This is a genomic window from Mycobacterium shottsii, from assembly GCF_010728525.1.
Classification (GTDB): Bacteria; Actinomycetota; Actinomycetes; order Mycobacteriales; family Mycobacteriaceae; genus Mycobacterium; species Mycobacterium marinum.
This window is the reverse complement of the sequence record NZ_AP022572.1, coordinates 1,422,281-1,448,298: the sequence shown is the minus strand read 5'-3', so window position 1 is coordinate 1,448,298 and position 26,018 is coordinate 1,422,281. Positions and strand designations below refer to the sequence as shown.

General features: G+C 65.3%; 23 protein-coding genes and 8 pseudogenes. 18 read left to right on the top strand and 13 right to left on the bottom strand.

The window, feature by feature from the left end; translation table 11 throughout:
• Positions 1–375: 375 nt before the first annotated feature.
• Positions 376–741, top strand: a complete 366-nt coding sequence (locus G6N41_RS06845) for a hypothetical protein (protein ID WP_231608866.1) — start codon at positions 376–378, stop codon at positions 739–741.
• Positions 742–897: 156 nt separating this feature from the next.
• Here the strand turns inward: G6N41_RS06845 and G6N41_RS06840 are convergent, their stop codons facing one another.
• Together G6N41_RS06840 and G6N41_RS06835 are read right to left on the bottom strand one after the other, a co-directional pair.
• Positions 898–2,079 (bottom strand): PPE family protein, encoded by a 1,182-nt coding sequence (locus G6N41_RS06840; protein ID WP_198967761.1) that lies wholly within the window; start codon positions 2,077–2,079, stop codon positions 898–900.
• 39 nt (positions 2,080–2,118) lie between these two features.
• On the bottom strand, positions 2,119–2,421 hold the full coding sequence (locus tag G6N41_RS06835; RefSeq protein ID WP_407663726.1) for a PE family protein: 303 nt from the start codon (positions 2,419–2,421) through the stop codon (positions 2,119–2,121).
• Between the two features lie 740 nt (positions 2,422–3,161).
• Here G6N41_RS06835 and G6N41_RS06830 point away from each other — a divergent pair.
• The 4 pseudogenes from G6N41_RS06830 to G6N41_RS06815 form a co-directional block, all read left to right on the top strand.
• Positions 3,162–3,696 (top strand): annotated as a pseudogene (locus tag G6N41_RS06830) (PucR family transcriptional regulator); the annotation flags it as partial.
• 47 nt (positions 3,697–3,743) lie between these two features.
• Positions 3,744–4,614, top strand: a pseudogene (locus tag G6N41_RS06825) (IS5 family transposase).
• Between the two features lie 10 nt (positions 4,615–4,624).
• Positions 4,625–5,359: pseudogene (locus tag G6N41_RS06820) on the top strand (PucR family transcriptional regulator); the annotation flags it as partial.
• Positions 5,360–5,405: 46 nt separating this feature from the next.
• Positions 5,406–6,321 (top strand): annotated as a pseudogene (locus G6N41_RS06815) (IS5 family transposase).
• 16 nt (positions 6,322–6,337) lie between these two features.
• Here G6N41_RS06815 and G6N41_RS06810 read toward each other — a convergent pair.
• The 4 genes from G6N41_RS06810 to G6N41_RS06795 form a co-directional block, all read right to left on the bottom strand.
• A complete protein-coding gene (locus tag G6N41_RS06810) occupies positions 6,338–7,756 on the bottom strand; it encodes an acyl-CoA synthetase (protein WP_198966945.1) in 1,419 nt (472 codons plus the stop codon).
• Between the two features lie 44 nt (positions 7,757–7,800).
• The gene (locus tag G6N41_RS06805; protein WP_198967760.1) at positions 7,801–8,553 is read right to left on the bottom strand and encodes an esterase/lipase family protein; all 753 of its coding nucleotides are present in this window, start codon (positions 8,551–8,553) and stop codon (positions 7,801–7,803) included.
• 75 nt (positions 8,554–8,628) lie between these two features.
• Positions 8,629–9,537, bottom strand: a complete 909-nt coding sequence (locus G6N41_RS06800) for an alpha/beta fold hydrolase (protein ID WP_198966944.1) — start codon at positions 9,535–9,537, stop codon at positions 8,629–8,631.
• A gap of 181 nt (positions 9,538–9,718) precedes the next feature.
• Complete coding sequence (locus tag G6N41_RS06795) at positions 9,719–11,173, bottom strand: aldehyde dehydrogenase family protein (protein WP_220075385.1); 1,455 nt, start codon at positions 11,171–11,173, stop codon at positions 9,719–9,721.
• A 302-nt stretch (positions 11,174–11,475) separates the two neighbouring features.
• On the opposite strand from G6N41_RS06795, the pseudogene G6N41_RS06790 reads away from it, so the two are divergent.
• The 5 genes and pseudogenes from G6N41_RS06790 (at position 11,476) to G6N41_RS06770 (ending at position 14,678) form a co-directional block, all read left to right on the top strand.
• Positions 11,476–12,037, top strand: a pseudogene (locus G6N41_RS06790) (FAS1-like dehydratase domain-containing protein).
• Complete coding sequence (locus tag G6N41_RS06785) at positions 12,037–12,465, top strand: Zn-ribbon domain-containing OB-fold protein (RefSeq protein ID WP_198966943.1); 429 nt, start codon at positions 12,037–12,039, stop codon at positions 12,463–12,465. Before G6N41_RS06790 ends, G6N41_RS06785 begins: the two are co-directional and overlap by 1 nt.
• Positions 12,462–12,917, top strand: coding sequence for a MaoC family dehydratase (locus G6N41_RS06780; protein WP_020729911.1), 456 nt, complete (start codon positions 12,462–12,464; stop codon positions 12,915–12,917). Before G6N41_RS06785 ends, G6N41_RS06780 begins: the two co-directional genes overlap by 4 nt.
• Positions 12,914–14,039: pseudogene (locus G6N41_RS06775) on the top strand (lipid-transfer protein); the annotation flags it as partial. The gene G6N41_RS06780 and the pseudogene G6N41_RS06775, both read left to right, overlap by 4 nt.
• Positions 14,040–14,048: 9 nt before the next feature.
• Positions 14,049–14,678: a TetR/AcrR family transcriptional regulator gene (locus tag G6N41_RS06770; protein WP_198967758.1), complete on the top strand. Its 630-nt coding sequence runs from the start codon at positions 14,049–14,051 to the stop codon at positions 14,676–14,678.
• 26 nt (positions 14,679–14,704) lie between these two features.
• Here the strand turns inward: G6N41_RS06770 and G6N41_RS06765 are convergent, their stop codons facing one another.
• Together G6N41_RS06765 and pruA are read right to left on the bottom strand one after the other, a co-directional pair.
• Positions 14,705–15,664 (bottom strand): proline dehydrogenase family protein, encoded by a 960-nt coding sequence (locus G6N41_RS06765; protein WP_117406323.1) that lies wholly within the window; start codon positions 15,662–15,664, stop codon positions 14,705–14,707.
• A complete protein-coding gene (gene pruA, locus G6N41_RS06760; protein WP_198967757.1) occupies positions 15,664–17,295 on the bottom strand; it encodes an L-glutamate gamma-semialdehyde dehydrogenase in 1,632 nt (543 codons plus the stop codon). The genes G6N41_RS06765 and pruA overlap by 1 nt, the downstream gene beginning before the upstream one ends.
• A gap of 84 nt (positions 17,296–17,379) precedes the next feature.
• Between pruA and G6N41_RS06755 the strand changes: the two are divergent.
• The 3 genes and pseudogenes from G6N41_RS06755 to G6N41_RS06745 all read left to right on the top strand — a co-directional run.
• Positions 17,380–18,261: pseudogene (locus G6N41_RS06755) on the top strand (PucR family transcriptional regulator); the annotation flags it as partial.
• Between the two features lie 38 nt (positions 18,262–18,299).
• Positions 18,300–19,170, top strand: a pseudogene (locus G6N41_RS06750) (IS5 family transposase).
• An 87-nt stretch (positions 19,171–19,257) separates the two neighbouring features.
• On the top strand, positions 19,258–19,896 hold the full coding sequence (locus tag G6N41_RS06745; protein WP_117422594.1) for a class I SAM-dependent methyltransferase: 639 nt from the start codon (positions 19,258–19,260) through the stop codon (positions 19,894–19,896).
• A gap of 107 nt (positions 19,897–20,003) precedes the next feature.
• Here the strand turns inward: G6N41_RS06745 and G6N41_RS06740 are convergent, their stop codons facing one another.
• Positions 20,004–20,720, bottom strand: coding sequence for an NAD-dependent deacylase (locus G6N41_RS06740; RefSeq protein WP_198966942.1), 717 nt, complete (start codon positions 20,718–20,720; stop codon positions 20,004–20,006).
• Positions 20,721–20,778: 58 nt separating this feature from the next.
• Between G6N41_RS06740 and G6N41_RS06735 the strand changes: the two genes are divergently transcribed.
• A complete protein-coding gene (locus G6N41_RS06735) occupies positions 20,779–21,144 on the top strand; it encodes a GntR family transcriptional regulator (protein WP_012395866.1) in 366 nt (121 codons plus the stop codon).
• A 9-nt stretch (positions 21,145–21,153) separates the two neighbouring features.
• On the opposite strand, the gene G6N41_RS06730 is transcribed toward G6N41_RS06735, so the two are convergent.
• Together G6N41_RS06730 and G6N41_RS06725 are read right to left on the bottom strand one after the other, a co-directional pair.
• Complete coding sequence (locus G6N41_RS06730; protein ID WP_198966941.1) at positions 21,154–21,990, bottom strand: class I SAM-dependent methyltransferase; 837 nt, start codon at positions 21,988–21,990, stop codon at positions 21,154–21,156.
• Positions 21,991–22,004: 14 nt separating this feature from the next.
• The gene (locus G6N41_RS06725; protein WP_020729871.1) at positions 22,005–22,520 is read right to left on the bottom strand and encodes a DUF1697 domain-containing protein; all 516 of its coding nucleotides are present in this window, start codon (positions 22,518–22,520) and stop codon (positions 22,005–22,007) included.
• A 56-nt stretch (positions 22,521–22,576) separates the two neighbouring features.
• On the opposite strand from G6N41_RS06725, the gene G6N41_RS06720 reads away from it, so the two are divergent.
• From G6N41_RS06720 to G6N41_RS06705, 4 genes are all read left to right on the top strand, one after another.
• A complete protein-coding gene (locus G6N41_RS06720) occupies positions 22,577–23,020 on the top strand; it encodes a PPOX class F420-dependent oxidoreductase (RefSeq protein WP_198966940.1) in 444 nt (147 codons plus the stop codon).
• 22 nt (positions 23,021–23,042) lie between these two features.
• Complete coding sequence (locus tag G6N41_RS06715) at positions 23,043–23,231, top strand: DUF5302 domain-containing protein (RefSeq protein ID WP_011739232.1); 189 nt, start codon at positions 23,043–23,045, stop codon at positions 23,229–23,231.
• Between the two features lie 73 nt (positions 23,232–23,304).
• Entirely contained in the window at positions 23,305–23,883 is a 579-nt protein-coding gene (locus G6N41_RS06710) for an HhH-GPD-type base excision DNA repair protein (RefSeq protein WP_198966939.1), read from the top strand.
• 24 nt (positions 23,884–23,907) lie between these two features.
• Positions 23,908–24,054, top strand: a complete 147-nt coding sequence (locus G6N41_RS06705; RefSeq protein WP_003875447.1) for a hypothetical protein — start codon at positions 23,908–23,910, stop codon at positions 24,052–24,054.
• A 31-nt stretch (positions 24,055–24,085) separates the two neighbouring features.
• On the opposite strand, the gene G6N41_RS06700 is transcribed toward G6N41_RS06705, so the two are convergent.
• A complete protein-coding gene (locus tag G6N41_RS06700; RefSeq protein WP_198966938.1) occupies positions 24,086–25,288 on the bottom strand; it encodes an Rv1157c family protein in 1,203 nt (400 codons plus the stop codon).
• Between the two features lie 49 nt (positions 25,289–25,337).
• Complete coding sequence (locus G6N41_RS06695; RefSeq protein ID WP_198966937.1) at positions 25,338–25,964, bottom strand: hypothetical protein; 627 nt, start codon at positions 25,962–25,964, stop codon at positions 25,338–25,340.
• Between the last annotated feature and the right edge of the window lie 54 nt (positions 25,965–26,018).

Below are 26,018 nucleotides of genomic sequence, written 5' to 3'. Positions count from 1 at the left end.
ACCCGATTCCGCGCCCGGGCGTCCGCCAACCGGCGGCTCGAGCCGCACCAAGCGCCACCCGCAAACTTCCCGACCCTCCGGAATTCCGTTGCCCCCTAGCGTGTTACGATTCGAATCCAAATGACGCGGGCGGGTCCGCCACCACACCGTCGGCGACACCCGACGACGCATGATTCGCCAACCGACCAACCAACCTGTCAATCATAGTTGACAATGATGGAAAACGGTCTTACTCGCAGATTATCAACCACATATGACATTCATCGGGTTGGCGGTGACCTCAACACGGCGATGCAGCCATTGGGCCCGAGTTCTTCGGTGTCGACAACACGGGCTCCGTTGAGCCAAACACCCCAGCCCGGAAAGGAGTTGGAAATGTTGAGAATTCGCACCCTGTCGGCGGGTGTCCTGTGCGCCCTGGGCCTCTCTTTTGAAGGGGTACTGGTGGGACCCGCCATCGCCTCCGCTGCCCCCGGGAACCTGGGGCCGATACACCCCGGCGGAGGACAAATCCACCCCGGCACGGGTCTCGTGCACCCGAGCGAGGGCCCGCTGCGTCCCGGCGAAGGCCCGCTACGCCCTGGCGAAGGCCCGTGGCGACTGGGTGAAGGCCCCTGGCGCGAAGGCGAAGGCCAGTGGCGCGAGTTGTCGCCGCAGAACCACCCGATCTACCACTACGGCAATGACGTGACCCACCCCGTTTGGTCTGCCGCCCACCCGGTCTGGGCGCTTGCCCCCTAGTCCTTTGATCTAACTGGCACACTGCCCCCGACCATCGCTTAATGGCCGGGGGCAGACCCCGTTGGCCGGCCGGGTGACCATCCCGACGTAGGCCGCCGAGCCGGCAAGGCCGCAATGTTCGCCCGCAGCCGGCACATCACGAACCCGCCATCGGCACTATCCCGCGGCTGGAGGGCGTGGCATCACATAGGCCTTGGGCGTGACTCGCAGCACACCGCTAACGCCGTTGCCCCCGTTGCCGGCCAGCTGCCCAAATGGCATGCCGGGCAGCGGGGCCCCGTGAGCGCCCTCAACAGCACCGGTTACCGGCGAGATCGGCAACGCCCGGGCCGCCGGGACAACCGACTGGTTTGCTTCGGCCCATGCCTGCGGCACCTTCAGTCCGCCAACCGACAGCGCCTGGCCTACGCCGCCCTGTGGCGCCCAACCCCCGATCCCCGCGGGACCTCCCCCGCCAACCATCGACACCGCGTTCCTAACCGCGTGTTCGACCGCGGTTTCGACAGCCTTGCTAGCCGAAGGAATGAAACCCTTGACGCTATCGCCCATGGTCTTGAAGATCGATGCGCCTGAGTTCGCCATCGACAAGTGGGTGTTTTCCATCCCCACGATGGTACTGAGGTTCGACAAGGAAAAGCTCGAAGTAACGCTTTGAAGCAGCGACTTCGGTGCGGTCGCGGTCGACGCCCCTTGCGGAGCAGGCGCGGCGAGCTGTTGCAGGGCTTGGGGAACGTTGGACATCAGCTGGCCAGCCGCGGCGGAATCGATGGCCTGACCGACGGCGGCGGTCTGGTTGACGAGCCCACCAGCGTTGGCGACTTCCGGAGCCTCTTCAAACGGCGTCAGCGTCTCGGCTACCATCGCGGCCGAACCCGCGTAGCCATACATCGCGGCGGCGTCCTGGGCCCACATCTCGCCGTACTCAGCCTCGGTAGTCGCGATCGCCGGGGTGTTCTGGCCGAAGATATTGGTTGCGATCAGCGTGACCAATTGAAGGCGGTTTTCGAGGATCAACGCCGGGGGCACCGTGGCCGCGAACGCGGACTCGTAGGCCACCGCCGCTCCCCTGGCCTGGTTGGCCGCGAGTTCGGCCTGCGTGGCGGTGGCACCGAGCCACGCGACATATGGCGCGGCGGCGGCCCCCATCAAACTTGCCGACGCGCCCACCCACTGCCCGAACGCCAGCCCCCAGATCACCGATTGGCAGGAGGACGCGGCGCTGTACAGATCGACGGCCACGCTGTCCCACGCCTCAGCGGCGACCAGGATCGAGCCCGAACCCGCACCGGCGTACATCTTGGCGGAATTGATCTCCGGTGGTAGCGAACCGAAATCCATCAATGTCTGTCCCTCTCCTCGAATGTCGTCAGGTCAGGTCTATTGAGATGCCACGGCGTTGGCGGTTTCGGTGCTCACGTACGAGGCGGCACTGGTCGCCAACGTGGCCGCGAAATGCTCGTGAATCGCGGCCGCCTTCGCGCTCACCATCTGGTACATCGCCGCATGCGTCGCAAACTGCGTCGCAAGCAGTGCGGAAACCTCATCGGCGGCAGGCGGCAACACCCCGGTCATTGGAGCGGCGGCGGCATTCCCGGCGCTCAATGCCGCTCCGATAGACCCCAGGGTGCCTGCCGCTGCAGCCAACGCTTCGGGTCGAACCGTAACAGAAGACACGTGCATACCTCCTCGTGGAGCCGGGTGGTGGCCCGGCGGTACGGGTTATCGCTGAGCCGGCGTTGGCTCCCGTCCTCCGCCACTGGATGGGGGTTGGCGGCAACGAACTGACGACAATACTTGCCAACTTGCGGCGCCCGGAATAGGTACATTCCCCCCGAACAGTGCGGACCGAAGGTGCACAATGCACCCGCCCGTCGGGCCGGAGGTGAATTGTTCTCAATTCACCGTTGCGCGCGGTGCAAATTGCACACAGCTATCTAGTGGAAGGTCACACCAGGGGTTCGGCCGGCGCAACGAGGTTGCCCACCACGCAGGGGTCTATCAGATCGACGAACAAGAATTCGGGGGTGTACCGGGCTGCCCCGTTGGCCACTAGCCCGCGGCGACGGCGGGGTCTACCAGCGCTCGCCAGGCGCCGCGATTGCAGCAACAGCCCAACCAGCAAAAGGAATTACGTCCCAGACGCCTAACTCAAACGCACCAACCCGACCAGGTTTCTATTTGTTCACCAATTGTTTCCATATCATTCACGTGGCAGTCGCTGAAGCTCATGGGTCCGTCCCCCGGCCCAAAGCCGACCGCGGTGGCGACCCGCCCCGGCCAGTGAGACAGCTAACATCGAACACTCTGCTGTGACCGCGCCCTCACCGACCTGAGCCCGCTTGGGACGCAACGCGTTAATTCCACTCGAACACTCGAGGACATGCACTGCGCCCCACCGCCGCCGTGACTAGGATCGGCACGTGCCCTGGCAACGACCCTCGTCCCGGATACGCGAACTGATCCGGGAGGGAGCCCGCAGGGCACTCAACGCCGGACCGGAATGGATCGAAGAACTAGACCGGGAAACGGTATCGGCCAACCCGACCATCGCCAACGATCCGGTGCTGGCAAAGGTGGTCAAACGAGCCAACCGCGCCAATCTGGTGCACTGGGCGGCGGCCAACGTGCGTCATCCCGGCGCACCGGTGCCGGCCAATCTCGGCGGGGAGCCGTTGCGCATGGCCCGCGATCTTAGTGCGTCGCGGGCTGGAGACCCTGACGCTGGACATATATCGGATCGGCCAATACATCGCCTGGCGGCTCTGGATCAACATCGCTTTCGATCTCACTTCCGATCCGCAGGAACTGCGCGAGCTGCTCGACGTTTCCGCCAAGTCCGTCAATGAGTTCATCGAGGCCACGCTGGCCGGCATCGCCGCACAAGTGCAACTGGAACACGACGAGCTGACCCGCGGTAACCATGCCGACCGCCTGGAAGTGGTGGGTCACCTGCTAGGGCGTGTCTGCTTAATGTGAATGGTGTTTTGGCTGATGCTGTTTGGGTGATGCGGACGCATGCGATTTCTGATGATTTGTGGTCGCTGATCGTGGCGGTGTTGCCTGCGGGGCGGCGGCGTGGCCGGCCGTGGAACGATCATCGACATACTCTGGAGGGCATTATCTGGCGTTACCGTACGGGATCTCCGTGGCGTGACCTGCCCGAGCACTTCGGTCCCTGGCAATCAGTGGCCGAGAGGCATCTACGCTGGTCGGTCGATGGCATCTACGCGCGGATCTTCGCGGCGATCGCCTCTGACCTCGACGCCGAGGACGCCGACCTGGGCGCACTGTTGTCGGTCGATTCGACCAGTGTGCGCGCCCACCAACACGCAGCCGGAGCGCCCGGGCGCCGCACAGGGGGATCTGTCGAATTACAAGAAATATCTCGATGAGCCCGATGACCACGCCATTGGGCGCTCCCGCGGCGGGCTGACTACCAAGATCCACGCCTTGACCGACCAGCTGTGCAGTCCGGTCACCCTGGCACTGTCGGCCGGTCAAGCCGGTGATAATCCGATGCTTTGGCCACTGCTGGCCGCCCGGCGCAGCAACTCATACGCCCCGTTTCACCTGCTGGCAGACAAGGCGAACTCCCATGACTCGACGCGGGCACAGCTGCGCCGGCTCAAGATCGCCCACACCATCCCCGAGCGCAGCGACCAGATCACCCGCCGCAAAACCAAAGGCCGCAACAGAGGACGGCCTCCGGGGTTCTCAGGCCGAATCTACAAGCACCGCAACACCGTCGAGCGAAGCTTCAACCGGCTCAAACACTGGCGCGCGGTCGCCACCCGCTACGACAAATACGCCCTGACCTACCTCAGCGGTGCCACCCTGGCCGCCATCATCACCTACCACCGCGTCCGCAATTAGCAGACAGGACCTAGAAGGCGCCCCAATCAGCCGCGAGCGCGCCGAGACACGGTTGGGCTACTCCCTTATTCGAGCCCACACCGCCGCCATCATCTGGAGCGACGACTTCGACGGCGACCACAGCAATCTGGATAGAGCTGCCGACGCGTTTTGTCACGCCGTGGGATCGTCGCAAGATCTGACCGTGGTCGCCAACGCGGCTACCCGTTGGGTGTGGTTGGCCGAGGCCACCAACCTCGACATCGATACGATCGAGCAGGCGGTGGACAACGCATCGGATGCCCGAATTGCCATCGGCACCAAGGCAAGTGGAATCGAGGGCTTTCGGCGCAGCCACCTCGAGGCGCTCACCACACAACATACCCTGGCGCGACTGAAATCCGACCAACGGGTGGCCTTTTTCTCGGACGTCCAGATCGTCGCCCTGATCACCCAAAATCCGCAAGCCGCTGACGAATTCATCACGAGCACGCTCGGTGAACTGGAATCGGCGGCTCCCGAACTTCAGGCCACGTTGCTGATGTTCATCAACGAGCAATGCAACGCTTCCCGCGCCGCAAAGCGCCTCTACACCCACCGCAACACGCTATTGCGCAGAATTGAAGCCGCACAACGACTCTTGCCGCGACCGCTGGCCCATACCTCCGTCCACGTCGCTGTCGCTCTGGAAGCACTGCAGTGGCGTGGCGACAACATCGCCAAGCTCCCCACCCCCACCAGCCAAGACGACGAAGTGTCGGCCTAGGGCGTGTCTGCTTAATGTGAATGGTGTTTTGGCTGATGCTGTTTGGGTGATGCGGACGCATGCGATTTCTGATGATTTGTGGTCGCTGATCGTGGCGGTGTTGCCTGCGGGGCGGCGGCGTGGCCGGCCGTGGAACGATCATCGACATACTCTGGAGGGCATTATCTGGCGTTACCGTACGGGATCTCCGTGGTGTGACCTGCCCGAGCACTTCGGTCCCTGGCAATCGGTGGCCGAGAGGCATCTACGCTGGTCGGTCGATGGCATCTACGCGCGGATCTTCGCGGCGATCGCCTCTGACCTCGACGCCGAGGACGCCGACCTGGGCGCACTGTTGTCGGTCGATTCGACCAGTGTGCGCGCCCACCAACACGCAGCCGGAGCGCGCCCCGGGCGCCGCACAGGGGGATCTGTCGAATTACAAGAAATATCTCGATGAGCCCGATGACCACGCCATTGGGCATTCCCGCGGCGGGCTGACTACCAAGATCCACGCCATTGGGCATTCCCGCGGCGGGCTGACTACCAAGATCCACGCCTTGACCGACCAGCTGTGCAGTCCGGTCACCCTGGCACTGTCGGCCGGTCAAGCCGGTGATAATCCGATGCTTTGGCCACTGCTGGCCGCCCGGCGCAGCAACTCATACGCCCCGTTTCACCTGCTGGCGGACAAGGCGTACTCCCATGACTCGACGCGGGCACAGCTGCGCCGGCTCAAGATCGCCCATACCATCCCCGAGCGCAGCGACCAGATCACCCGCCGCAAAGCCAAAGGCCGCAACAGAGGACGGCCTCCGGGGTTCTCAGGCCGAATCTACAAGCACCGCAACACCGTCGAGCGAAGCTTCAACCGGCTCAAACACTGGCGCGCGGTCGCCACCTGCTACGACAAATACGCCCTGACCTACCTCAGCGGTGTCACCCTGGCCGCCATCATCACCTACCACCGCGTCCGCAATTAGCAGACAGGACCTAGGCTCAGCCCTCTGCCAACAGCTGCTTCTTGAGCACCTTGCCCAGCGCGTTGCGCGGCAACGACTCCACAATCCGCACCTCGCGTGGCCGTTTGTGGACCGAAAGCTGTTGCGCGACAATATCGATCAATACGTCGGGATCGATGCGGTCCGAACCCACGATGTAGGCCACGATGCGCTGGCCCAAATCCTCGTCAGGCAATCCGACGACAGCTGCCTCTTGAACCTCCGGATGCCCCAGTAGCACCGTCTCGATCTCCCCGGCGCCGATACGGTAGCCACCAGACTTGATCAAATCAACCGACTCACGGCCGACGATGCGATGCATGCCACCGTCGTCAACGACCGCAACGTCGCCGGTGCGATACCAGCCGTCGGCATCGAATGCCTCAGCCGTGGCCTCCGGCCGATTCAGGTAGCCATCGAACAGTGTCGAGCCCCGAACCTGCAGCTTCCCAACGGTTTCCCCGTCATGCGGGACCGGTTTGCCGTGATCATCGACCAGCCGGGTCTGCACTCCGGCCAGCGGCAGGCCCACCCAGCCCGCGCGGCGCTCGCCGTCAGCCCGGATAGACAGGGTGATCAGCGATTCCGAAGACCCATAGCGCTCGATAGGGCGGTGCCCGGCGAGGTGCACCAGCTGATCGAACACCGGGACAGGTAAGGCCGCGCTGCCAGAAACCAATAGCCGAGCCGGCCGCAGCGCCTCGGCGGCCGCCCGGTCCGCAGCCACCCGTGACCACACCGTGGGCACCCCGAAATACAGCGTTCCGCCTGCTTGCGCATATCCCGCCGCCGTCGGCTTTCCGGTGTGCACGAAGCGATTTCCAACTCGCAGCGATCCCAGCAAGCCGAGTACCAGACCGTGCACATGGTAGAGCGGCAAGCCATGCACCAAGACGTCTTCTGCATTCCATTGCCAGGCCTGGGCCAGCGCGTCCAAGTCGGCTGCAATCGCCCGCCGGCTCAGCTGCACGCCCTTGGGCAGCCCCGTGGTGCCCGAGGTGTAGATCACCATCGCAACCGAATCCGGCGGCGGCTCGGGGTAGCGGTGCCATGATCGTGCGTGCAGACGCACCGGTATCTGCGGCAGTCCGTCGGGCTCCGCGTCCTGGGCGGGCGCCCGGCCCATCCAGGCCACGGCGCCGGAGTCGGTCAGCATGTGGCGGCGTTCGGCCACACCGACATCGGCCGGCACCGGGACCACGGGCACCCCGGCGATCAAGCATCCGGTGACCGCCAGCACCGTCGATACGGTGGGCGTTGCCAGTACGGCAACCCGATGCGCGCCAGCGATACGCTCCGCCACCGCCGTTGCGGCGCCGAGCAGATCGCTGCGGCTGAGGTCGACGCCGTCGATACGAACCGCGTCGGCGATGTCGTCAGCCGATACGGCGGCGGGGTTCAGTGAGGCCAGCAGCACGTCAGCGAGGCTACCCGTGGGACCGGCCGCGGTCTCAACGCAGGCTAGCTCGCGGCGTGCAGAGTATGTGGCCGGGGAAACAGCGGCCGCAACACCGTCGGGGGCCGGAACGGGGCCCAGGTATCCACCGGCTGGGCCAACCGATCCGCGATGGCCCAGACCGTGGCCGGGTGATGACCGTAGCCGATGTGGCTGCTCAGCACCGCGATGTTTTCCGCGCGTTCCGACGGCGTGTCGAGGCAGGTCTGCCAGGCGACCATGCCGTCGTAGCGCGAATAGATCGCGGTGCTGGGCACCGGAAGCGGTTCGGCTTCGGCCGGCAACGGCAACTCGTGTCGCTCGGCGTGCAGGCGCTGGAAGATCCTGAAGTGCCGCGCGGCCCGAGATTGGGATTCGTCTTGCATTCGGAACGGGCTGCCAAGGGTGATCACCTGACGTACCGCCTCGGGGTGACGCCGCGCCAGGGTGCGCGCGAAGATCCAGCCCAGACTCCAACCGACCAGACTGACGGGTGTGTTGTAGCGGGTGTGCAGCGCCTCCAGGCGCGCGCTCATCCCGTCCACAACCTTGCTGGTTGGGCCAATGTTGAGGCCCAGCCGCCAGCCATACGCCCGGTAACCGAGGCGGCCCAGCAGCCACCGCAGTGTCCAGGTGGAGCCGTCACCGGCCAACAAGCCGGGCAACACCAAGACCGGGTGCCCGTCACCGACCGGCAACGCCTTCTGCAGTGGGAACAGCGAAACCAGCTGCCCGTACTCGGCCACCGCGCGGGGTATGTCGCTGAGATAGAGCCCCATTTTCGGGGCACCCGCGGAGACAACGTGGGGGGCGGCAGTGGGGAATTCCACAGCCTCAGCAGCCACAGACATCGATCAAGCCTCCTCATCCCAAATCTTCATTAGCGTAGCCAGGATTTCCTCGCCGCGCCCCAGCCCGGCGAGGTGACTTTCACCCGGTAAGTGGAACAGCTCTGCATTGGGCAGTCGCGAAACGACGTGCTCACCATGGGAGAACGGGATGATGTGATCGTGGTCACCGTGCCACCAACGGACCGGTACCGACACGTCCTCGAGCCGGAATCCCCAGTCGCGGGCGAAAACGATCACGTCGTTGAACGGTGCGGCCAGCTGTTTGCGGCTTCCGTTGAGCAGATCGTCAAGAAACATGGCCTTGAACTCCGGCCGGGCGAGTAGATGCCGGTCCGCTTGTGGCGACATCAGCCCATAGACATCCAGGGCCGGGGAAGCCACCGGGCGAGCCATCCGGATCAGCACGCTGGCGCTCAGCCGTAGCGGGCTCCCACCGACTCTCAGTAGCGGCGCCACTCGTCGACCCAGGTCCATCAGGCCGCCACTGATCGCATCCGGTCCGCGGGTCGGCGCCACCCCGCCGAGCACCCCCGCTGCCACTATCCGGTCCGGCAGACCGGCAGCACAGGCCAGGGTGTAGGGGCCGCCCCCGGACAAGCCGACGACCGCCATTTTGTCGATCCCCAGCGTGTCGGCGATGGTCCGCAGGTCGTCGGCAAAGGCCGAGACAGTCCCGTACTGGTGGGGTGTGGACGAGCCGATGCCGGGACGATCGACGCCGATCAGGCGCACGTCGTGGTGTTCGGCGTAGACCCGCGCCTCGGTCGGTATCTGCCGGCGGGCGCCCCGAGTGCCATGGAACCAGAACACCGCACGCCCTTGCGGCGCTCCGAACTCGGCAAATCCGATCTGACGGTCTTCGCCGACGGCGATGTTTCCCTCGAGCTTGGGTCGGGCGATAGCGACGGCCATGCCCAGCAGCATCGCATGCGATGACGCGCCGATGCACCTTTTTGGTAGGGGATGCAACGATTCGACAACGAATGCCTATCAAGCGCGCTGACGCTGAGCACCGAGCCCCCTTGTCCGAGCGTCACGCCAGCGTGGCGGTCGTTTCCCACGGCCACGCTGGCGTGACGCTGGCCGCCGCAGGTCAGCCAGGCATGCCGATGGCCTTGGGCTCCATGTACTGGTGCAGCCCGGCAATTCCGCCGCCCTCCCGCCCCAGGCCGCTCTGCTTGAAGCCGCCGAACGGCGCGTCACCAGGACCGAAGCCGTTGACCGCGATCTGGCCGGTCCGGATCCGGCGGGCGACCCTGACGGCGCGGTCAGCGTCGCCACCCCACACGGCGCCAGACAGGCCGTACTGCGAATTGTTGGCGATCGCCACGGCGTCGTCGTCGTCGCGGTAGCGCAGCACGCTCAACACCGGCCCGAAGACTTCGTTTTGGGCGATGTGGGCGTCTGGTGTGACGCCGGTAAGGATCGTCGGCTCGTAGTAGAAACCTGCCTCCGGCGTGGCCGGTCGCCTGCCACCGGCCGCCAGCGTGGCCCCATCCCGCAGCGCGCGGGCTACGTGGTCCTCGACCCGGCTGCGCTGAGCGGCGCTGATCAGCGGCCCCATCTGCACATCCGGATCGGCGGGATCACCCACCCGGACCGCACGGGCCAGCGCGACGAGCCGGTCAACGATCTCATCGTGCATCGCCTCGGGTAGCAGCAGCCGACTGTGCAAGATGCAGGCCTGCCCGGCATGCAACAACCAGGATTCGAACAACATTCGCGCCAGGAGTTCGTCACTGCACTCAGCGTCGTCTAGGACAATGCTGGCCGACTTCCCGCCACACTCGAGCAAGACGCGTTTCATCGTGCCGGCCGCCGCGGCCATCACCTCGCGACCGACCGCCGAACTCCCGGTGAAACTGACCATGTCGATACGCGGGTCGACGGCCAGCACCTTGCTGGCCTCGATGCCGCCGGGCGTGACGACGTTGACCACCCCGGGTGGGATATCGGTGTGCTCGTGGATGATTCGGGCCAGCGCCAGGCCCGCGAGCGGCGTGAGCGGGGACGGTTTGAGCACGACGGTATTGCCGCCGGCCAGCGCCCGGCTCAATTTCATGACGTTGAGGCTGTGCGGGAAGTTCCAAGGCGTCAGGATCGAAACGACACCGAGCGGCTCATGGCACAGCACCGCGGCGCCGGACGCTGACTGAATGGACTGATCGCCAAGTGTGCCCGCAAGATGACCCGCACGCCGGGCCGCGCTGGCCGAGGCGTCGATCTGCAACCGCCGCTCGTTGGCCGTGCAGCCCCATTCGACCTGAGACAGCGCAAAATACGCGTCGGCGTAGTCCTGCAGCGCGGCGCCCAACTGGGCAAGGCAATGGCCGCGCTCCTGGTGGGACATGGCCGGCCACGGGCCCGCGTCGAATGCGCGACGCGCGGCATCAACCGCATCGCCTACCTGGCTGACGCTCGCATCGGGTGCGGTCGCGATGACCATCCCCGTCGACGGTGACACGTCGTCGTAGCGGCCGTTTTCCGGTTCGACGCAACGCCCGTCGATATAAAGTCGATATAAAGCTGATACGTGTCGACCAGGGATTCCGGAAGTGCCCGCTCAGCCATCTGATTCCTAACCCGTAGGCGTCGGTCATATACGCACTTGGTGTACACCGGGGGCGTTCAGGCGTCAATGACCTCCCAGGATGAATCGCCACCAAATTCGATGATTTACAGATGCATTGACACGCCGCCGGGCCCGGGAGTAGACACGACTCGGCAGACATATTGCGCAGATGTGTCCGATCAGCGGCGATCAGGGAGGTGCTGGGTGGCGTGGGTACGGCGACCCGCCCGATGACCAGACGCCGTTCTGACGCGTCAACAAGTCAGGAGGACAACCGGGTGACTGACTCCGAAACCGAGTTTCTCTCCAAACTGCGCTCACTCGTCGGACAGCCGACAGGTGGAACGGGACGGCCCTCAGTGGCACCGGATCCGGTGAACCAGCCGATGATTCGGCACTGGGCGCATGCGCTCGACGACATGAATCCCGTCTACCTCGATCCGGAGTTCGCGGCCGCATCCAGGTTTGGCGGCATCGTTTCACCGCCGGTCATGTTGCAGACGTGGACAATGCCGGCACCGAAGCTGGAAGGGATTCGGGAGCGCGGCGGCGCCCCCGTTGAGATCAAGACCAACCCAACCGCGTTCCTCGACGAGGCCGGCTACACCAGTACGGTGGCGGTGAACTCGGAGTTCGAGATCGAGCGCTACCCACGCCTGGGCGACCTGATCAGCGCGACGACGGTGTATGACGACGGTGTATGAGGACGTCTCCGAGGAGAAGAAGACCGCACTGGGAACCGGCTTCTTCCTCACCTGGGTCACCACCTATGTCGACCAGCACGGGGAGGTGCTCGGGCGGCAGCGGTTCCGGGTGCTGCGATTCAGGCCTCAACGCTGATGGCCTCCCGACTGGCGCCGGCAATCAGCCCGGACACCGAGTTCTTCTGGCACGGGCTGCGCGAGCACAAACTGCTGATCCAACGCTGCGCCGAATGCGGGGAACTACGTCACCCGCCGCGCCCCATGTGCCCCAAATGCCGCTTTCTGCACTGGGATACCGTCGAGTCTGGGGGCCGCGGCACCGTCGAAAGCTTCGTGATGCCCCACCAACCGAGGCTTCCGTTCTTCGATTACCCCTACATCGTCGTGCTGGTCGAACTCGATGAGGGCGTCCGGCTGGTTTCGAACCTGTGTGGCATCGATCCGGCTGACGTCACGGTCGGGATGGCGGTCGAGGTGTTCTACCAAGACTTCGATGGGCCAGACGGAAGCTTTGTGCTGCATCAATTCCGGCCCGTCGCCCTTGACTCGGAGGCAGTTCGATGACCACTACCACCGGCCGCTACCAGACCCTTGGATGGAACGACATCGCCGTCGGCGACGCGGTGACTGCGTTGGAGATCCCGATCACCACAACGGTGATCGTCGCGGGGGCAATCGCGTCACGGGATTTCATGCCGGTACATCACGACCGCGACTACGCCAACAAGCAAGGCTCGCCGAATCTGTTCATGAACATCCTGACCACCAACGGGCTTTGCGTGCGTTTCCTCACCGACTGGGCCGGACCAGAAGCGATGGTCAAGAAACTGTCGATTCGCCTTGGCGTGCCCTGCTTTCCGGATGACCCGCTGCACTTCACCGGCAGCGTAACCGGCAAGTCGGCCGGTAAAGACGGGGAAAACTTCGTTGAAGTCACTTTCCAGGGCGCCAACAGCCTTGGCAATCACGTTTCCGGAACCGCGGTGCTCAGCCTCCTCGATGAGGCCCAGCCGTGACTGCCCCGCTGGCCGGTGCCGCCGCGATCGTGGGAATTGGCCAGACCGAGTTCTCCAAGGAGTCCGGTCGCAGCGAGTTGCAGCTGGTGTGCGAGGCGGTCAGCGCAGCCCTTGACGATGCCGGGGTGACACCCGGCGAGGTCGACGGCATGGTCACGTTCACGATGGACGCCAGCGACGAGATCGATGTCGCACGCAATGTGGGTATCGGTGACCTCAACTTCTTCAGCCGGGTACCGCACGGCGGCGGCCACCGGGGTCGCCGAGGTGGTGGTGTGTTATCGCGCCTTCAACGAACGTTCCGGCATGCGGTTCGGGGGTAGCGGGCGCACCAGCACCGAAACCCCGCTCTTCATGGCCCATTACGCGCCCTTTGGACTGCTGACTCCCGCAGCATGGGTCGCGCTGCACGCACAGCGCTACATGTCGACTTATGGAGTCACCAACGAGGACTTCGGCCGGATCGCCGTCGTCGACCGTGCCCATGCGGCACGCAACCCCGACGCCTGGTTCTACCAGCGCCCGATCACGCTGGCCGACCATCAGAATTCGCGCTGGATCATCGAACCCGTACTGCGCCTGCTGGACTGCTGCCAGGAAAGCGATGGCGGCGTCGCTCTGGTCGTGACGAGTACCGAGCGGGCGCGGGATCTGCGCCAGCCGGCGGCGGTCATCACCGCGGCCGCCCAGGGGGCGGCCGCCGAGGGCGAGATGATGACTAGCTACTACCGCGAGGACATCACCGGACTACCGGAGATGGGGGTGGTGGCCAAGCTTCTGTGGCGCGATTCGGGCCTCAAGCCTGCCGACATTCAAACCGCGTTCATCTACGACCATTTCACCCCGTTCGTATTCACCCAGCTCGAGGAACTCGGCTTCTGCGGACGCGGTGAGGCCAAGGAGTTCGCCAAAGTGGAGAACCTGTCGCTGGGTGGGTTGCTGCCGATCAATACCAACGGCGGCCTGCTCGGCGAGGCCTACATCCATGGCATGAACGGCATAACCGAGGCGGTGCGTCAGGTGCGTGGCACTTCGTACAACCAGGTCGAACACGTCGAACACGTACTGGTCACCTCGGGAACCGGGGTACCGACCAGTGGACTGATTCTTGCCCCGCCGGATGAGCTCGTGATGCCCCAGTCCGCCACCCTGCCTCAGGCAACCGACACCCGCGAACTCATCATCGGGTCGGCGTATGTGTGCTTTCGCCGGCAGGGCTTTCAGAAGACCACGATTGTCGACATCGCCAGACTGGCGAACGTGTCTCGAAGCACCATCTACGAGTACTTCCGCGACAAGGCCGCCATCATGGAAGGCTGCGCCGAACGCGCTTCCGAACAGTTCTATCGCGAAATGTCCAAAGCGATGGACCGAGGTGGATCGCTGCAGGAAAAGCTCTGCCAAGCCGCCGTATTCGTGACTCAGTCCCGGCAGGCGATCGCTTCGGCCAAGTACTTCGACGAGGACGCGATCGGCCTGTTGCTGACCAAGGATTCCGCCGTGCTGCTGCGCGAATGCATCGACTTTTTCGCCCCTTACCTCGCCGCGGCCAAGCTCACCGGCGAGGTCCGTAAGGACCTCGACGTCCAAGCGGCCGCCGAATGGTTCGCGCGCATTTTGTTCTCGCTGTTCAGCACGCCATCACCGATACGCGACATGGATGACGCCCAGGCCGTCACCGAGTTCGTCCGCGCGCACGTGGTCGACGGATTCTCCGATAGCCGTTGGCGACCGGCCCGCGGCGTTTCGAAAGTACACTGACGGCTGCGAATACCCTCAGCTCGAGGTCATTTCACCAGTGCGCGCAGAAAGAAGCCGAGATTCGCCGGGCGTTCGGCCAGCCTGCGCATGAAGTAGCCGTACCACTGGGTACCAAACGGCACGTACACGCGCACCTGGCTACCGACGCCGACCAGTCGCCACTGTTCCTCGTCACGAATGCCGTACAACATTTGGTATTCGAAATCGTTTGCGCTGCGCCCTGACTCGTGGGCCATACCGGCAACAGTGGCAATGATCTCCGGGTCGTGCGACGCAACCATGGGATACCCGGAACCTGCCATCAGGACCTGCAGGCACCTCAGATAGGAGTCGGTGACCTCGACCCGGTCGCGGTATGCCACCGATTCGGGTTCGTCATAAGCGCCCTTGCACAAGCGGACCCGGGCCCCCACCGACGCGAGCTCCTGACAGTCGTCGAGCGTGCGCCTCAGGTAGGCCTGAACAACGGTACCCAGCCAAGCAAAGTCGACACGTAGGTCGCCGGCGATGGACAACGTCGACTCGGTGGTCGTGTGGTCTTCGGCATCCACGGTGACCCAGACACCGACCTGCTCGGCCCGCTCGCAGATGGTGCGGGCGTTGTCCAACGCGATCTTCTGCCCGTCGCGTTCCAGGGCCTGCCCCAGGGCCGAAAGCTTGACCGACACCTCCAACGGCCGCACTCCATCGCGCCCGGCATCGTTGCGCCGCCCCATCACGTCGAGCAAGTTCAGGTAGGCCCGAACCGTCTCGGCCGCGTCATCGACATCGGTGACGTTCTCGCCGAGATAGTCGATGCTGACGCAGCGTCCCGAATCACGCAGCGCACCAACAACATCAAGGACACTGTCGACGGTCTCACCGGGCACAAAACGGCGCACCACTCGACGGGTTACCGACGAGTGTTCCAGGGTGCGCCGCAACCGGTCGGCCCGGCTGGCCGCGAGCATGGCGGGGCGGACCGTGTGGGCGAATAGGCGGGTCATCAGTCCGACTCCATGTGCGGGTAGGTGTGGTCGGTCGCCGGGACGAATGTCTCTTTGATGGTGCGTGTCGACGTCCAGCGCAACAGATTCTGTGGCGATCCAGCCTTGTCGTTGGTGCCCGAGCCGCGCGAGCCACCGAAGGGCTGGCGGCCAACGACCGCACCGGTCGGCTTGTCGTTGATGTAGAAGTTTCCTGCCGCGAACCTCAGCCGGTTCTGAGCGGTCAGCACGGCATTGCGGTCGTCGGCGATGACGGCGCCGGTCAGCGCATAGCGGGAGCCGGTGTCGATGACATCGAGGATCCGTTCGTACTGGTCGTCGGGGTATACGTGCAGCGACAGCACCGGTCCGAAGTACTCGGTCGCAAAGGACTCATCGGTCGGATCGTCGGATAGCAGCACGGTCGGTCGCACGAAATATCCAACGCTGTCGTCATATTCTCCCCCCATGGCGATGGTGACGCCGGCTGCGCCCTTCGCTCGTTCGATTGCGTCGACGTTCTTGATGAAGGCGCGGCGATCGATGAGTGCGCCACCAAAGTTGGACAGGTCGGTGATGTCGCCGTATTTCAGCCCGGCGGCGGTGTCCAGGAAAGTGTCGCCCATCTGTTGCCAGACCGAGTGTGGGATGAATGCTCGCGATGCCGCCGAGCATTTCTGCCCCTGGTACTCGAAGGCACCCCGGATCAGCGCCGTAGCCGCCACCTCCGGGCGCGCGGAGGAATGAGCAACCACAAAGTCCTTGCCGCCGGTCTCGCCGACCAACCGGGGGTAGCTCTGGTCGGAAGCGATGTTGGCGCCGACCTGTTGCCACAGGTGTTGGAAGGTCGCCGTCGACCCGGTGAAGTGGATGCCGGCCAGCCGCGGATCGGTCAGCGCGACATCCGAAACCGCCAGTCCGTCACCGGTGACCAGGTTGATCACCCCGGGCGGCAATCCGGCGGCCTCGAGCGCCTGCATGGTCAGATAGGCCGCCAAGGTCTGGGTAACCGACGGCTTCCACACCACGGTGTTGCCCATCAGTGCCGGTGCGGTCGGCAAGTTCGCGGCGATCGCGGTGAAATTGAACGGCGTGATCGCGTAGACGAAGCCTTCCAGTGGGCGGTGATCGGTGCGGTTCCACTCCCCCTTGGCGCTGACCGGTTGCTGGTCCAGGATCTGGCGAGCAAAAGCTACGTTGAAGCGCCAGAAGTCGACCAACTCGCACGGTGCGTCGATTTCGGCCTGGTATGCCGACTTCGACTGGCCGAGCATCGTTGCCGCCGCGATCTTTTCCCGCCATGGCCCGGCCAGCAGGTCGGCCGCCCGCAGGAAAACCCCGGCGCGCTCGTCGAACGGCATGGCGGCCCAGCCGTTCTTGGCGGCCATGGCGGCCTCTATTGCCGCCGTGGCGTCAGCGTGGACGGCGTTGGTCAAGGTGCCCAGCCGTTCGGCGTGCCGGTGTGGCTGCACGACGTCGATACGTTCGCCGTCGCCCATCCGGTGTTTACCGCCGATCACGTGCGGCAGGTCGATCGGCTGTTGCGCCAAAGCGATCAACTCGCTTTTCAGGCGAGACCGTTCGGGTGAGTGCGGCGCATAGCTGTGGACCGGCTCGTTGGCGGGGATCGGCACCTGGGTAATCGCGTCCATGCCTGCCAGCATCCCCGCCGGCAGGCTCGAATCGATTAGCCGATCGGACAAGATTAGCGATCAGCACTAGTACTATCGGACAACATGGGAGTGGCTGGCGTCGGCTTGGGCCAACTGCTGCTCGCCCTGGATACGACGCTGGTCAGCCTGGTGGAAGCCCCGCGTGGCCTAGACCTTCCGGTGGCCTCGGCAGCCTTGGTCGATTCCGACGATGTGCGGCTGGGTCTGGCGGCGGCTGCTGGCTCGGCCGACATCTTTTTCCTGCTCGGTGTCACCGACCACGAAGCGTTGCGGTGGATCGACGGGCAGGCCGGGACCCCGGTGGCGATATTCGTCAAGCAACCGTCGGACGCGGTGGTGGCCAAGGCCGTCCGCTCCGGGGCAGCTGTGGTGGCGGTGGAGCCCCAGGCCCGCTGGGAGCGGCTGTACCGTCTGGTCAACCACGTACTCGAGCACCACGGGGACCGGACCACCGATGACTCGGGCACTGATTTGTTCGGCCTGGCCCAGTCGCTGGCCGACCGTATCCACGGCATGGTCAGCATCGAGGACGCCCAGTCACACGTACTCGCCTATTCGGCTTCCAGCGACGAGGCCGACGAGCTGCGCAGGCTCTCCATCCTGGGCCGTGCGGGTCCACCCGAGCATCTCAAGTGGATCGGCCAGTGGGGCATCTTCGATGCGCTTCGCTCCGGCAGCGAGGTGGTGCGCGTGGCCGAGCGCCCCGAACTAGGACTGCGTCCGCGATTGGCCATCGGTATTCATCAGCCACCGGTCGCCGCACGGCGCCCACCGGTGTTCGCCGGATCCATCTGGGTTCAACAAGGCTCCCAGCCGCTGGCCGAGGACGCCGAAGAAGTGCTGCGCGGCGCGGCGGTTCTAGGCGCCCGCATCATGACACGCCTGGCATCGCGCCCATCCACGCACGCCCGGCGAGTGCAGCAGCTACTGGGCCTAGGGCGTGTCTGCTTAATGTGAATGGTGTTTTGGCTGATGCTGTTTGGGTGATGCGGACGCATGCGATTTCTGATGATTTGTGGTCGCTGATCGTGGCGGTGTTGCCTGCGGGGCGGCGGCGTGGCCGGCCGTGGAACGATCATCGACGTACTCTGGAGGGCATTATCTGGCGTTACCGTACGGGATCTCCGTGGTGTGACCTGCCCGAGCACTTCGGTCCCTGGCAATCGGTGGCCGAGAGGCATCTACGCTGGTCGGTCGATGGCATCTACGCGCGGATCTTCGCGGCGATCGCCTCTGACCTCGACGCCGAGGACGCCGACCTGGGCGCACTGTTGTCGGTCGATTCGACCAGTGTGCGCGCCCACCAACACGCAGCCGGAGCGCCCGGGCGCCGCACAGGGGGATCTATCGAATTACAAGAAATATCTCCATGAGCCCGATGACCACGCCATTGGGCATTCCCGCGGCGGGCTGACTACCAAGATCCACGCCTTGACCGACCAGCTGTGCAGTCCGGTCACCCTGGCACTGTCGGCCGGTCAAGCCGGTGATAATCCGATGCTTTGGCCACTGCTGGCCGCCCGGCGCAGCAACTCATACGCCCCGTATCGCCTGCTGGCGGACAAGGCGTACTCCCATGACTCGACGCGGGCACAGCTGCGCCGGCTCAAGATCGCCCATACCATCCCCGAGCGCAGCGACCAGATCACCCGCCGCAAAGCCAAAGGCCGCAACAGAGGACGGCCTCCGGGGTTCTCAGGCCGAATCTACAAGCACCGCAACACCGTCGAGCGAAGCTTCAACCGGCTCAAACACTGGCGCGCGGTCGCCACCCGCTACGACAAATACGCCCTGACCTACCTCGGCGGTGCCACCCTGGCCGCCATCATCACCTACCACCGCGTCCGCAATTAGCAGACAGGACCTAGTCGGCCCGCAGGCCACGTCTCGCGACCTCATGGATTGGGTCGTGCAGCATCGCCCGTCGGAGGAGTCACGCGTATGACATCGCTCGCCAAGAAAATAGATCACCCATTTTTCGCCCGGATTTGGCCGTTCATCGTTGCCCACGAGGCCGAGCCGGTGCGTGCGTTACGCCGAGAGAATCTGGCCGGCCTATCTGGGCGGGTCCTCGAAATCGGCGCCGGTATGGGGACAAACTTTGCGTTCTACCCGCAGACGGTGACCGAGGTGGTTGCCGTCGAGCCGGAGCCCCACCTGGCGCTTAGGGCCCGCGCGGCCGGCGAAGATGCGCCTATTCCGGTTACCGTGACCGCCGATACGGCCGAGCAGTTCAGCGATCAGGACCCGTTTGACGCGGTGGTTTGCTCGCTGGTGCTGTGCTCGGTCACCGACCAGCTCGGGGTGTTGCAGCACCTGCGTTCGCTGCTGCGCCCGGGCGGGGAGTTGCGCTACCTCGAACACATTGCCAGTGCCGGCGCCCGTGGGCGGCTGCAGCAATTTGTCGACGCGACCTTCTGGCCCCGGATTGCCGGAAACTGCCACACGCATCGTGACACCGAGCGCGTGATCAAGGCTGCCGGATTCGACGTGGAGAGCACGCGACGGGAGTGGACATTGCCGACGTGGGCGCCGGTCCCGGTGGCCGAGTTGGTGTTGGGCCGGGCCCGCCGTCCCTGATCGGGTGCCGTGACTGCGCCTTGCCATGTGTGAGGGCGCATTGGCTCAACAGGCCGATTCGGCGGCTATGGCGTGAATTTGTGAACCGACCGCGCTGCGGGTGTAGCTCAATCGCGCAGCAGCGCGGGCAGCCGCTCCAGCAGTCCGGGCAACGCTTGACTCGCCGACTCGCGTACACAAAGCGTCGCGCTTCGCGACAGCGGCGTGGGCTCTGGGTTGACCTCGATCACGATCTTGCCGCGCGCCAAAGCCAACTCCGGTAGACCGGCCGCGGGGTAGACGATCGCAGACGTGCCCACCAACACCATCACATCGGCGGCCTCGGTTGCCTCGACGGCGCAGTGCCACGGCCGCTCCGGCAGCGGCTCGCCGAACCACACGATGTCGGGGCGGATCAGTCCGCCGCAGCCGCAGACCGGCGGTTCGACTTCCAGTGCGGGTTCAGGCATCTGGGGCAACGAGTCCGTGTAAGGCTTATTGCAACGGGCGCAACGGAATTCAAAAAGACTGCCGTGCAGGTGGTGTACCGGTGTGCTGCCGGCGCGTTCATGCAGATCGTCGACATTTCGCGTGACAACGCTGACTTCGGCGTGATCTTGCCACTCGGCGATCGCTTGGTGGCCGGGGTTGGGTGCGACGTCGGCCACCAGATAGTGCCGCCACAGATACCAGCCACACACCCGCTCGGGGTTGCGTTCCCAGCCCTGTGTGCTGGACAGCTCGTACGGGTCGAAGCGGGCCCACAACCCGTTCTTGTCGTCACGGAACGTCGGTACTCCGCTTTCCGCGGAGATGCCCGCGCCGCTGAGCACCGTCACTCGCATCCCACAAAGATAGCCGTGCTTGACCGGATACTGGGCAATACTGGGTGATACTGGGATCGTGGAGCTTCGGGATTGGCTACGGGTCGACGTGAAGGCGGGCAAACCGCTATTCGATCAACTCAGAACCCAGGTTATCGACGGTGTGCGAGCGGGCGCGCTGCCGCCTGGCACCCGCCTCCCGACGGTGCGCGATCTGGCCGGGCAGCTTGGTGTTGCCGCCAACACGGTGGCCCGCGCGTATCGAGAGCTCGAGTCGGCCGCAATTGTCGAAACACGGGGCCGCTTCGGCACCTTCATCTCTCGGTTCGACCCGACCGACGCGGCGATGGCGGCCGCGGCCAAGGAATACGTGGAAGTGGCCCGCGCGCTGGGGCTGACCAAGTCCGATGCGATTCGCTACCTCACCGCCGTGCCCGACGACTAACGGCGTTCGCTAGCCGAACTCCAGCAGAGTCAGGCACGGGCGCAACGAGTCCAGGGCCGGCAACCGGTGGACCGTCGATAGCGCGGCGTTGAACATCAGGCCGCGCCCAGCCGGCAGCTGCACGTCCCGGACCGCCCGAATGCTTGGAATCGTGTTCACCAGGTCCGCGGCTTGAGCCACGGACAGGCTGAACGGCATTGGCGGGATCTTGTAGCGGATCGAGGTTCGCATGCCCAGGCGGGTGAACAAGGAGAACCAGCGCGGCGGCAGATCAAAGAGCATCTGAGCGCCGGGAAATCTCTTGGCGCACTGGGCGATCAGATCCAGCGCCTGATCCGGCTCCAGATACAGCAGCAGTCCCTCGGCAGTGATGAACACCCCACCGGAGGTGTCGACGGAGTCCATCCAGCCGTAGTCCAACGCGGACTGCGCGCACACCGATACCCGTGGTGAATTGGGTAGCAACCGCTTTCGGATGTCGATGATCGGCGGCAAATCGACTGTCAGCCAACGGAATTTCTTGCCGGGAAGGGCTGAATCCAAACGCCAGAAACTGGTCTGCAGGCCCTCGGCCAGCGCCACCACGGTGGCCGAGGGGTGCTTATTCAGGTAGGCCAGCGCTCGAGTATCGAAGGCCAGGGCCCGCAGTGCGATGTCTTGGCGGGTAGGGCCGAATTTCGCGAAGTCAAAGTCGATGGAGTCGACCAGCCTGACTGCCATCGGATCCTCGATGATCGGGTCACGGCGGCGCGCCTCTGCGGCCCTGGCGTTGAGCGTCAGCAGGGCGGTCTCCGAGACGCCGGTGAGGGCGACCTTTTGTTGGGCGAATTCGTCGGCAGGGGTCATTGGAGCAAACCTACCTACCGCAAGACCTTGTCCAGCGTGCGCAGGTTGCGGGTGGTGGTCGAGGCCTTGTAGCGCTTCTTGCCCATGGTGCGGCCGATGGTGCTGTCCAGCGTGGCGCCCTTGGGCACCTGCCAGTAGATGACGCCGTCGCCGCGGTGGATCTTCTCGTTGGCGCCGGCGGTCAGCGCGGCCAGTTCATCAAGCACCGAGTCGTCGGACACGAACGTCACGTAGGACTGCAACCCGTCGACTTCTCGTTCGAACGGATACGCCTCGTTGATGGTGTGTACCGTCTCGATGTCGTAGACAAGCACCCAGGCGTCGTAGCCGAACTTGTTGCGCAGCGTGCTCTCCGCGCTCTGCCGCACCGTCGTGGCATCACCGGGTGCCTCCAATAGCACATTGCCGCTGGCCAGGATGGTGCGCACATTCGTAAATCCGGCATCGGTCAGGGCGGCGGTCACCTCGGCCATTTTCAGGTTGACGCCCCCGACGTTGACGCCGCGCAGGAAGGCTGCGAATTGGGTCATGATTCGATTGCACCAGGCCGTTAGGGAACCGCGCACGGCAACGTAGGCTTTCGGGCATGGGACGCCAGGTCTTCGACGACAAGCTGTTGGCTGTAATCAGCGGTAACTCCATCGGAGTGCTGGCCACCATCAAACATGACGGACGTCCGCAGCTGTCCAACGTGCAGTACTACTTCGACGCCCGCAAATTGGTGGTGCAGGTATCGATCACCGAGCCGCGGGCCAAGACCCGTAACCTGCGTCGCGACCCACGTGCCTCGATCCTGGTGGACGCCGACGACGGGTGGTCCTACGCGGTCGCGGAAGGCACCGCAGAGCTGACGCCTCCCGCCGAGGCCCCCGATGACGAAACCGTTGAGGCGCTAATTGCCTTGTACCGCAACATCGCTGGGGAGCATCCGGATTGGGACGAGTACCGCGAAGCGATGGTCACCGATCGGCGGGTGCTGCTGACGCTGCCCATCTCGCACGTATATGGCCTGCCCCCAGGTAAGCGGTAGCCGGCCGGGATAAGCTGCCGGTATGGCTGCATCGAAGTCCCCGGAAAGCTCCGCCCCGGACGACGACAACAAGCGCAAGTTCCGGGAAGCCCTCGAACGCAAGATGGCGAAGTCCTCGGGGGCGACCGACCACAAAGACGGCGGTGGCAAGAAGCCGCGGGTGCATGGGCCCGTGGAGAACCGCCGGGAATTTCGGCGCAAGAGCGGATAGCCGCAACCCCGGCAAACTGGCGCCAGATGCCGGACTTGGGCGCCTCGCCGCGGCCCAGTCGTAGACTGGCCCGGTGCCGAAGCTGCAGCTTGTCCAAGATCCGGCCGCCGACGCGTTGCTGGAATCGAATCCATTCGCACTGCTAGTGGGGATGCTGCTCGACCAGCAGGTTCCGATGGAAACGGCCTTTGCCGGCCCCAAGAAGATCGCCGATCGGATGGGCGGTCTGGATGCCGGCGACATCGCCGACTACGACCCGGACAAGTTCGCCGCATTGTGTTCGGAAAAGCCTGCAATACATCGTTTTCCGGGATCGATGGCTAAACGCGTCCAGACGCTGGCCCAGATCGTGGTGGACCGCTACGGCGGGGATGCGGCCGCGATATGGACCGCCGGTGAGCCCGATGGCAAAGAATTGCTGGGCAGGCTCAAGGGGCTACCCGGGTTTGGTGAACAAAAGGCGCGGATCTTTCTGGCGTTACTGGGCAAGCAGTACGGTGTGACGCCCGAGGGCTGGCAGTCGGCGGCCGGGGACTACCGCCGGCCCGGCACCCACATGTCGGTGGCCGACGTTGTCGACGCCCGTTCGCTTGGTCAGGTGCGATCGCACAAGAAACAGATGAAGGCAGCGGCCAAGGCGGCAAAGCAGTAGTTAGTAGGAGGGAAGGGCGACAACGTGAAGACACACATAACGTGTCCGTGCGGCGAAGCCATCGTCGGAAAGGACGAGGACGAGTTGGTCGAGCTCACGCAGGCCCACCTCGCCAGCGTTCACCCCGGTCTCGAATACGACCGAGACGCGATCCTGTTCATGGCGTACTGAGGCTCGCGTCTCGGCCGGCTCAACGGTGGTGCTAGGGCACCACCGTTGAACCGATGGTGGGCATGAACTGGCATTGCCGTTCCTTGGTGGTGACCTGCCCGAAGATCGTCGACATGATGCTGCCCGAACCGGTGTCGGCAATCCCGGTCAACGTTGTGGGCCCCTCCGGATTGATGTCGGAGCGCGGCTTGAGCGTCACGCTTCCGGATTTGCCGGTGGTCAGGTTCACCCAGGTGACGTTCAACGGCAGCCGCTGTACCTCGGCGGGGCCGGGGGTGCCGACCGCGGTGAACACATAGGCGGTCTGGCCGGGCCCGGGGCCGGGCGTCGGGATGGTGGCCGGGCCCGCAACCGAGAGGGCGGTGGCGATGATGTTGCTGCCGTCCGCCAGGCAGTTCGTGCCGATCGAGGGGTACATGAAGTCCTGCGTGGGCGGGGCGTCAGGGCCAAAGCCCGGTGCCGCGGCCGGTGCCGGCGCGGGTGCGGCCGCTTCGGGTGCGGGAGCGGCGGCGGGGGCAGGAGCCGGAACGGGCGCAGGTGCGGCCGCGGGCGCGGCCGGCGGTGCGGCGGGGGCAGGTGCGGGTGCGGCGGGGGCAGGTGCCGGCGCTGGTGCGGCCGCGGCCGGTGCTGGTGCGGCCGGTGCCGGTGCTGGTGCGGCCGCTGGTGCTGGCGCGGTGCCAGGCGCCGACGCGGGAGCTGCGGCCGCCGGTGCGGGCGCGGACGCGGGCGGTGCGCCGGCCGGCGCCGCCACAGGTGCTGGCCCTGCTGCATGCGCGGGATCAATACCCGCAGGCAGGTGCGCGAGTGTCCCAGGCTCGGCGCCCGGGGCCGGCACATGCGGCACCGGGGCACTGGCCGGCGGGGTGACCTCAACCGGGGCGGCGGCCGGAGCCGGCACGCCTAGCGGAGGTGATCCGGGGGCCGGGTTCACTGGCTCCTGGACGAACTGGTTGACCGAAGACGCGACGTTGCGGGATTCGGTCGGCGCCGCCGGGTTGTGCGCAAATGCCTGCGCAGCTGCCATCAGCAACTGCGTCGCCTGCTCGGGATTGCCGGCCGCTTGCTGGATTATCGGACTCAGTTGAGCCAACGCCGGCAGACCCGGTAGCTGTGGGTTGGGGTTGGGCTGCGGCGCCGCCGGGTCGGCTGCCGCGCCCGGGCAAAGCCCGAACGCGGCAGCCGAGGTGACGACGACAGCGGCCAAACCTTTGGACAGACTCCAAGTGCTTGCCACGTTATTTCTCCCGGTCCTAGATGATGTTGTTAGCCGTCGGACGAGTCGTTCAGGGCAGGGCCGCGAGCAACGTCTGGGGCTGGTTTGCTGGTCCGGCCGGCGCAGCGCCGGGGGCCGGGAGTCCCGGAATGGCGCCTCCGGTCAACCCCGGCAGAGCGGCCTGAGCCAGACCGGGAATTGCCGACGCCAACCCCGGAAGTGCGGCCGCAGGTGCCGCCGGAGCAGCGGGTGCCGGTGCGGTGAGCCCCGGGATCGGGGCGTTCACTCCGGGGATGGACGGCGTTACCGCCGTCGCGGGGGACGGCGCAACCGGCGCGGCCAGCGCGGTAATCCCCGGAATCGGTGTGTTCACGCCGGGAATCGCCGGGCTGACCGCCTGGGCGGTCGCCGGGGCAGCCGGGGCCAGCCCGGGCAGCACGGAGCCAAGACCGGGTGCGGCGGGTACCGGCTGCGGAGCCTGAGGGGCACCGAGCAACGGCGTGGTGCCCAGGGCCGTCGCCAGGTTCTGCAGGATTTGAGGCGCATTGGCGGCCGAGCTGATCAGCTGCTGCGGGATGTTGGGAGCAGGCGCCGGCGCCGGCGCCGGGTCTGCATGGGCGATTCCGCCCGTCAGTAGTGCGGCGGACGAACCGACCAAGACGGCGGCGGCGCGTACGTAGGTCCAGATGGTTGGCATGACTCTCCCTGGTTATGAGTGACAGGTCCCGGGTGCTGGGTTGGTAGTGACAGG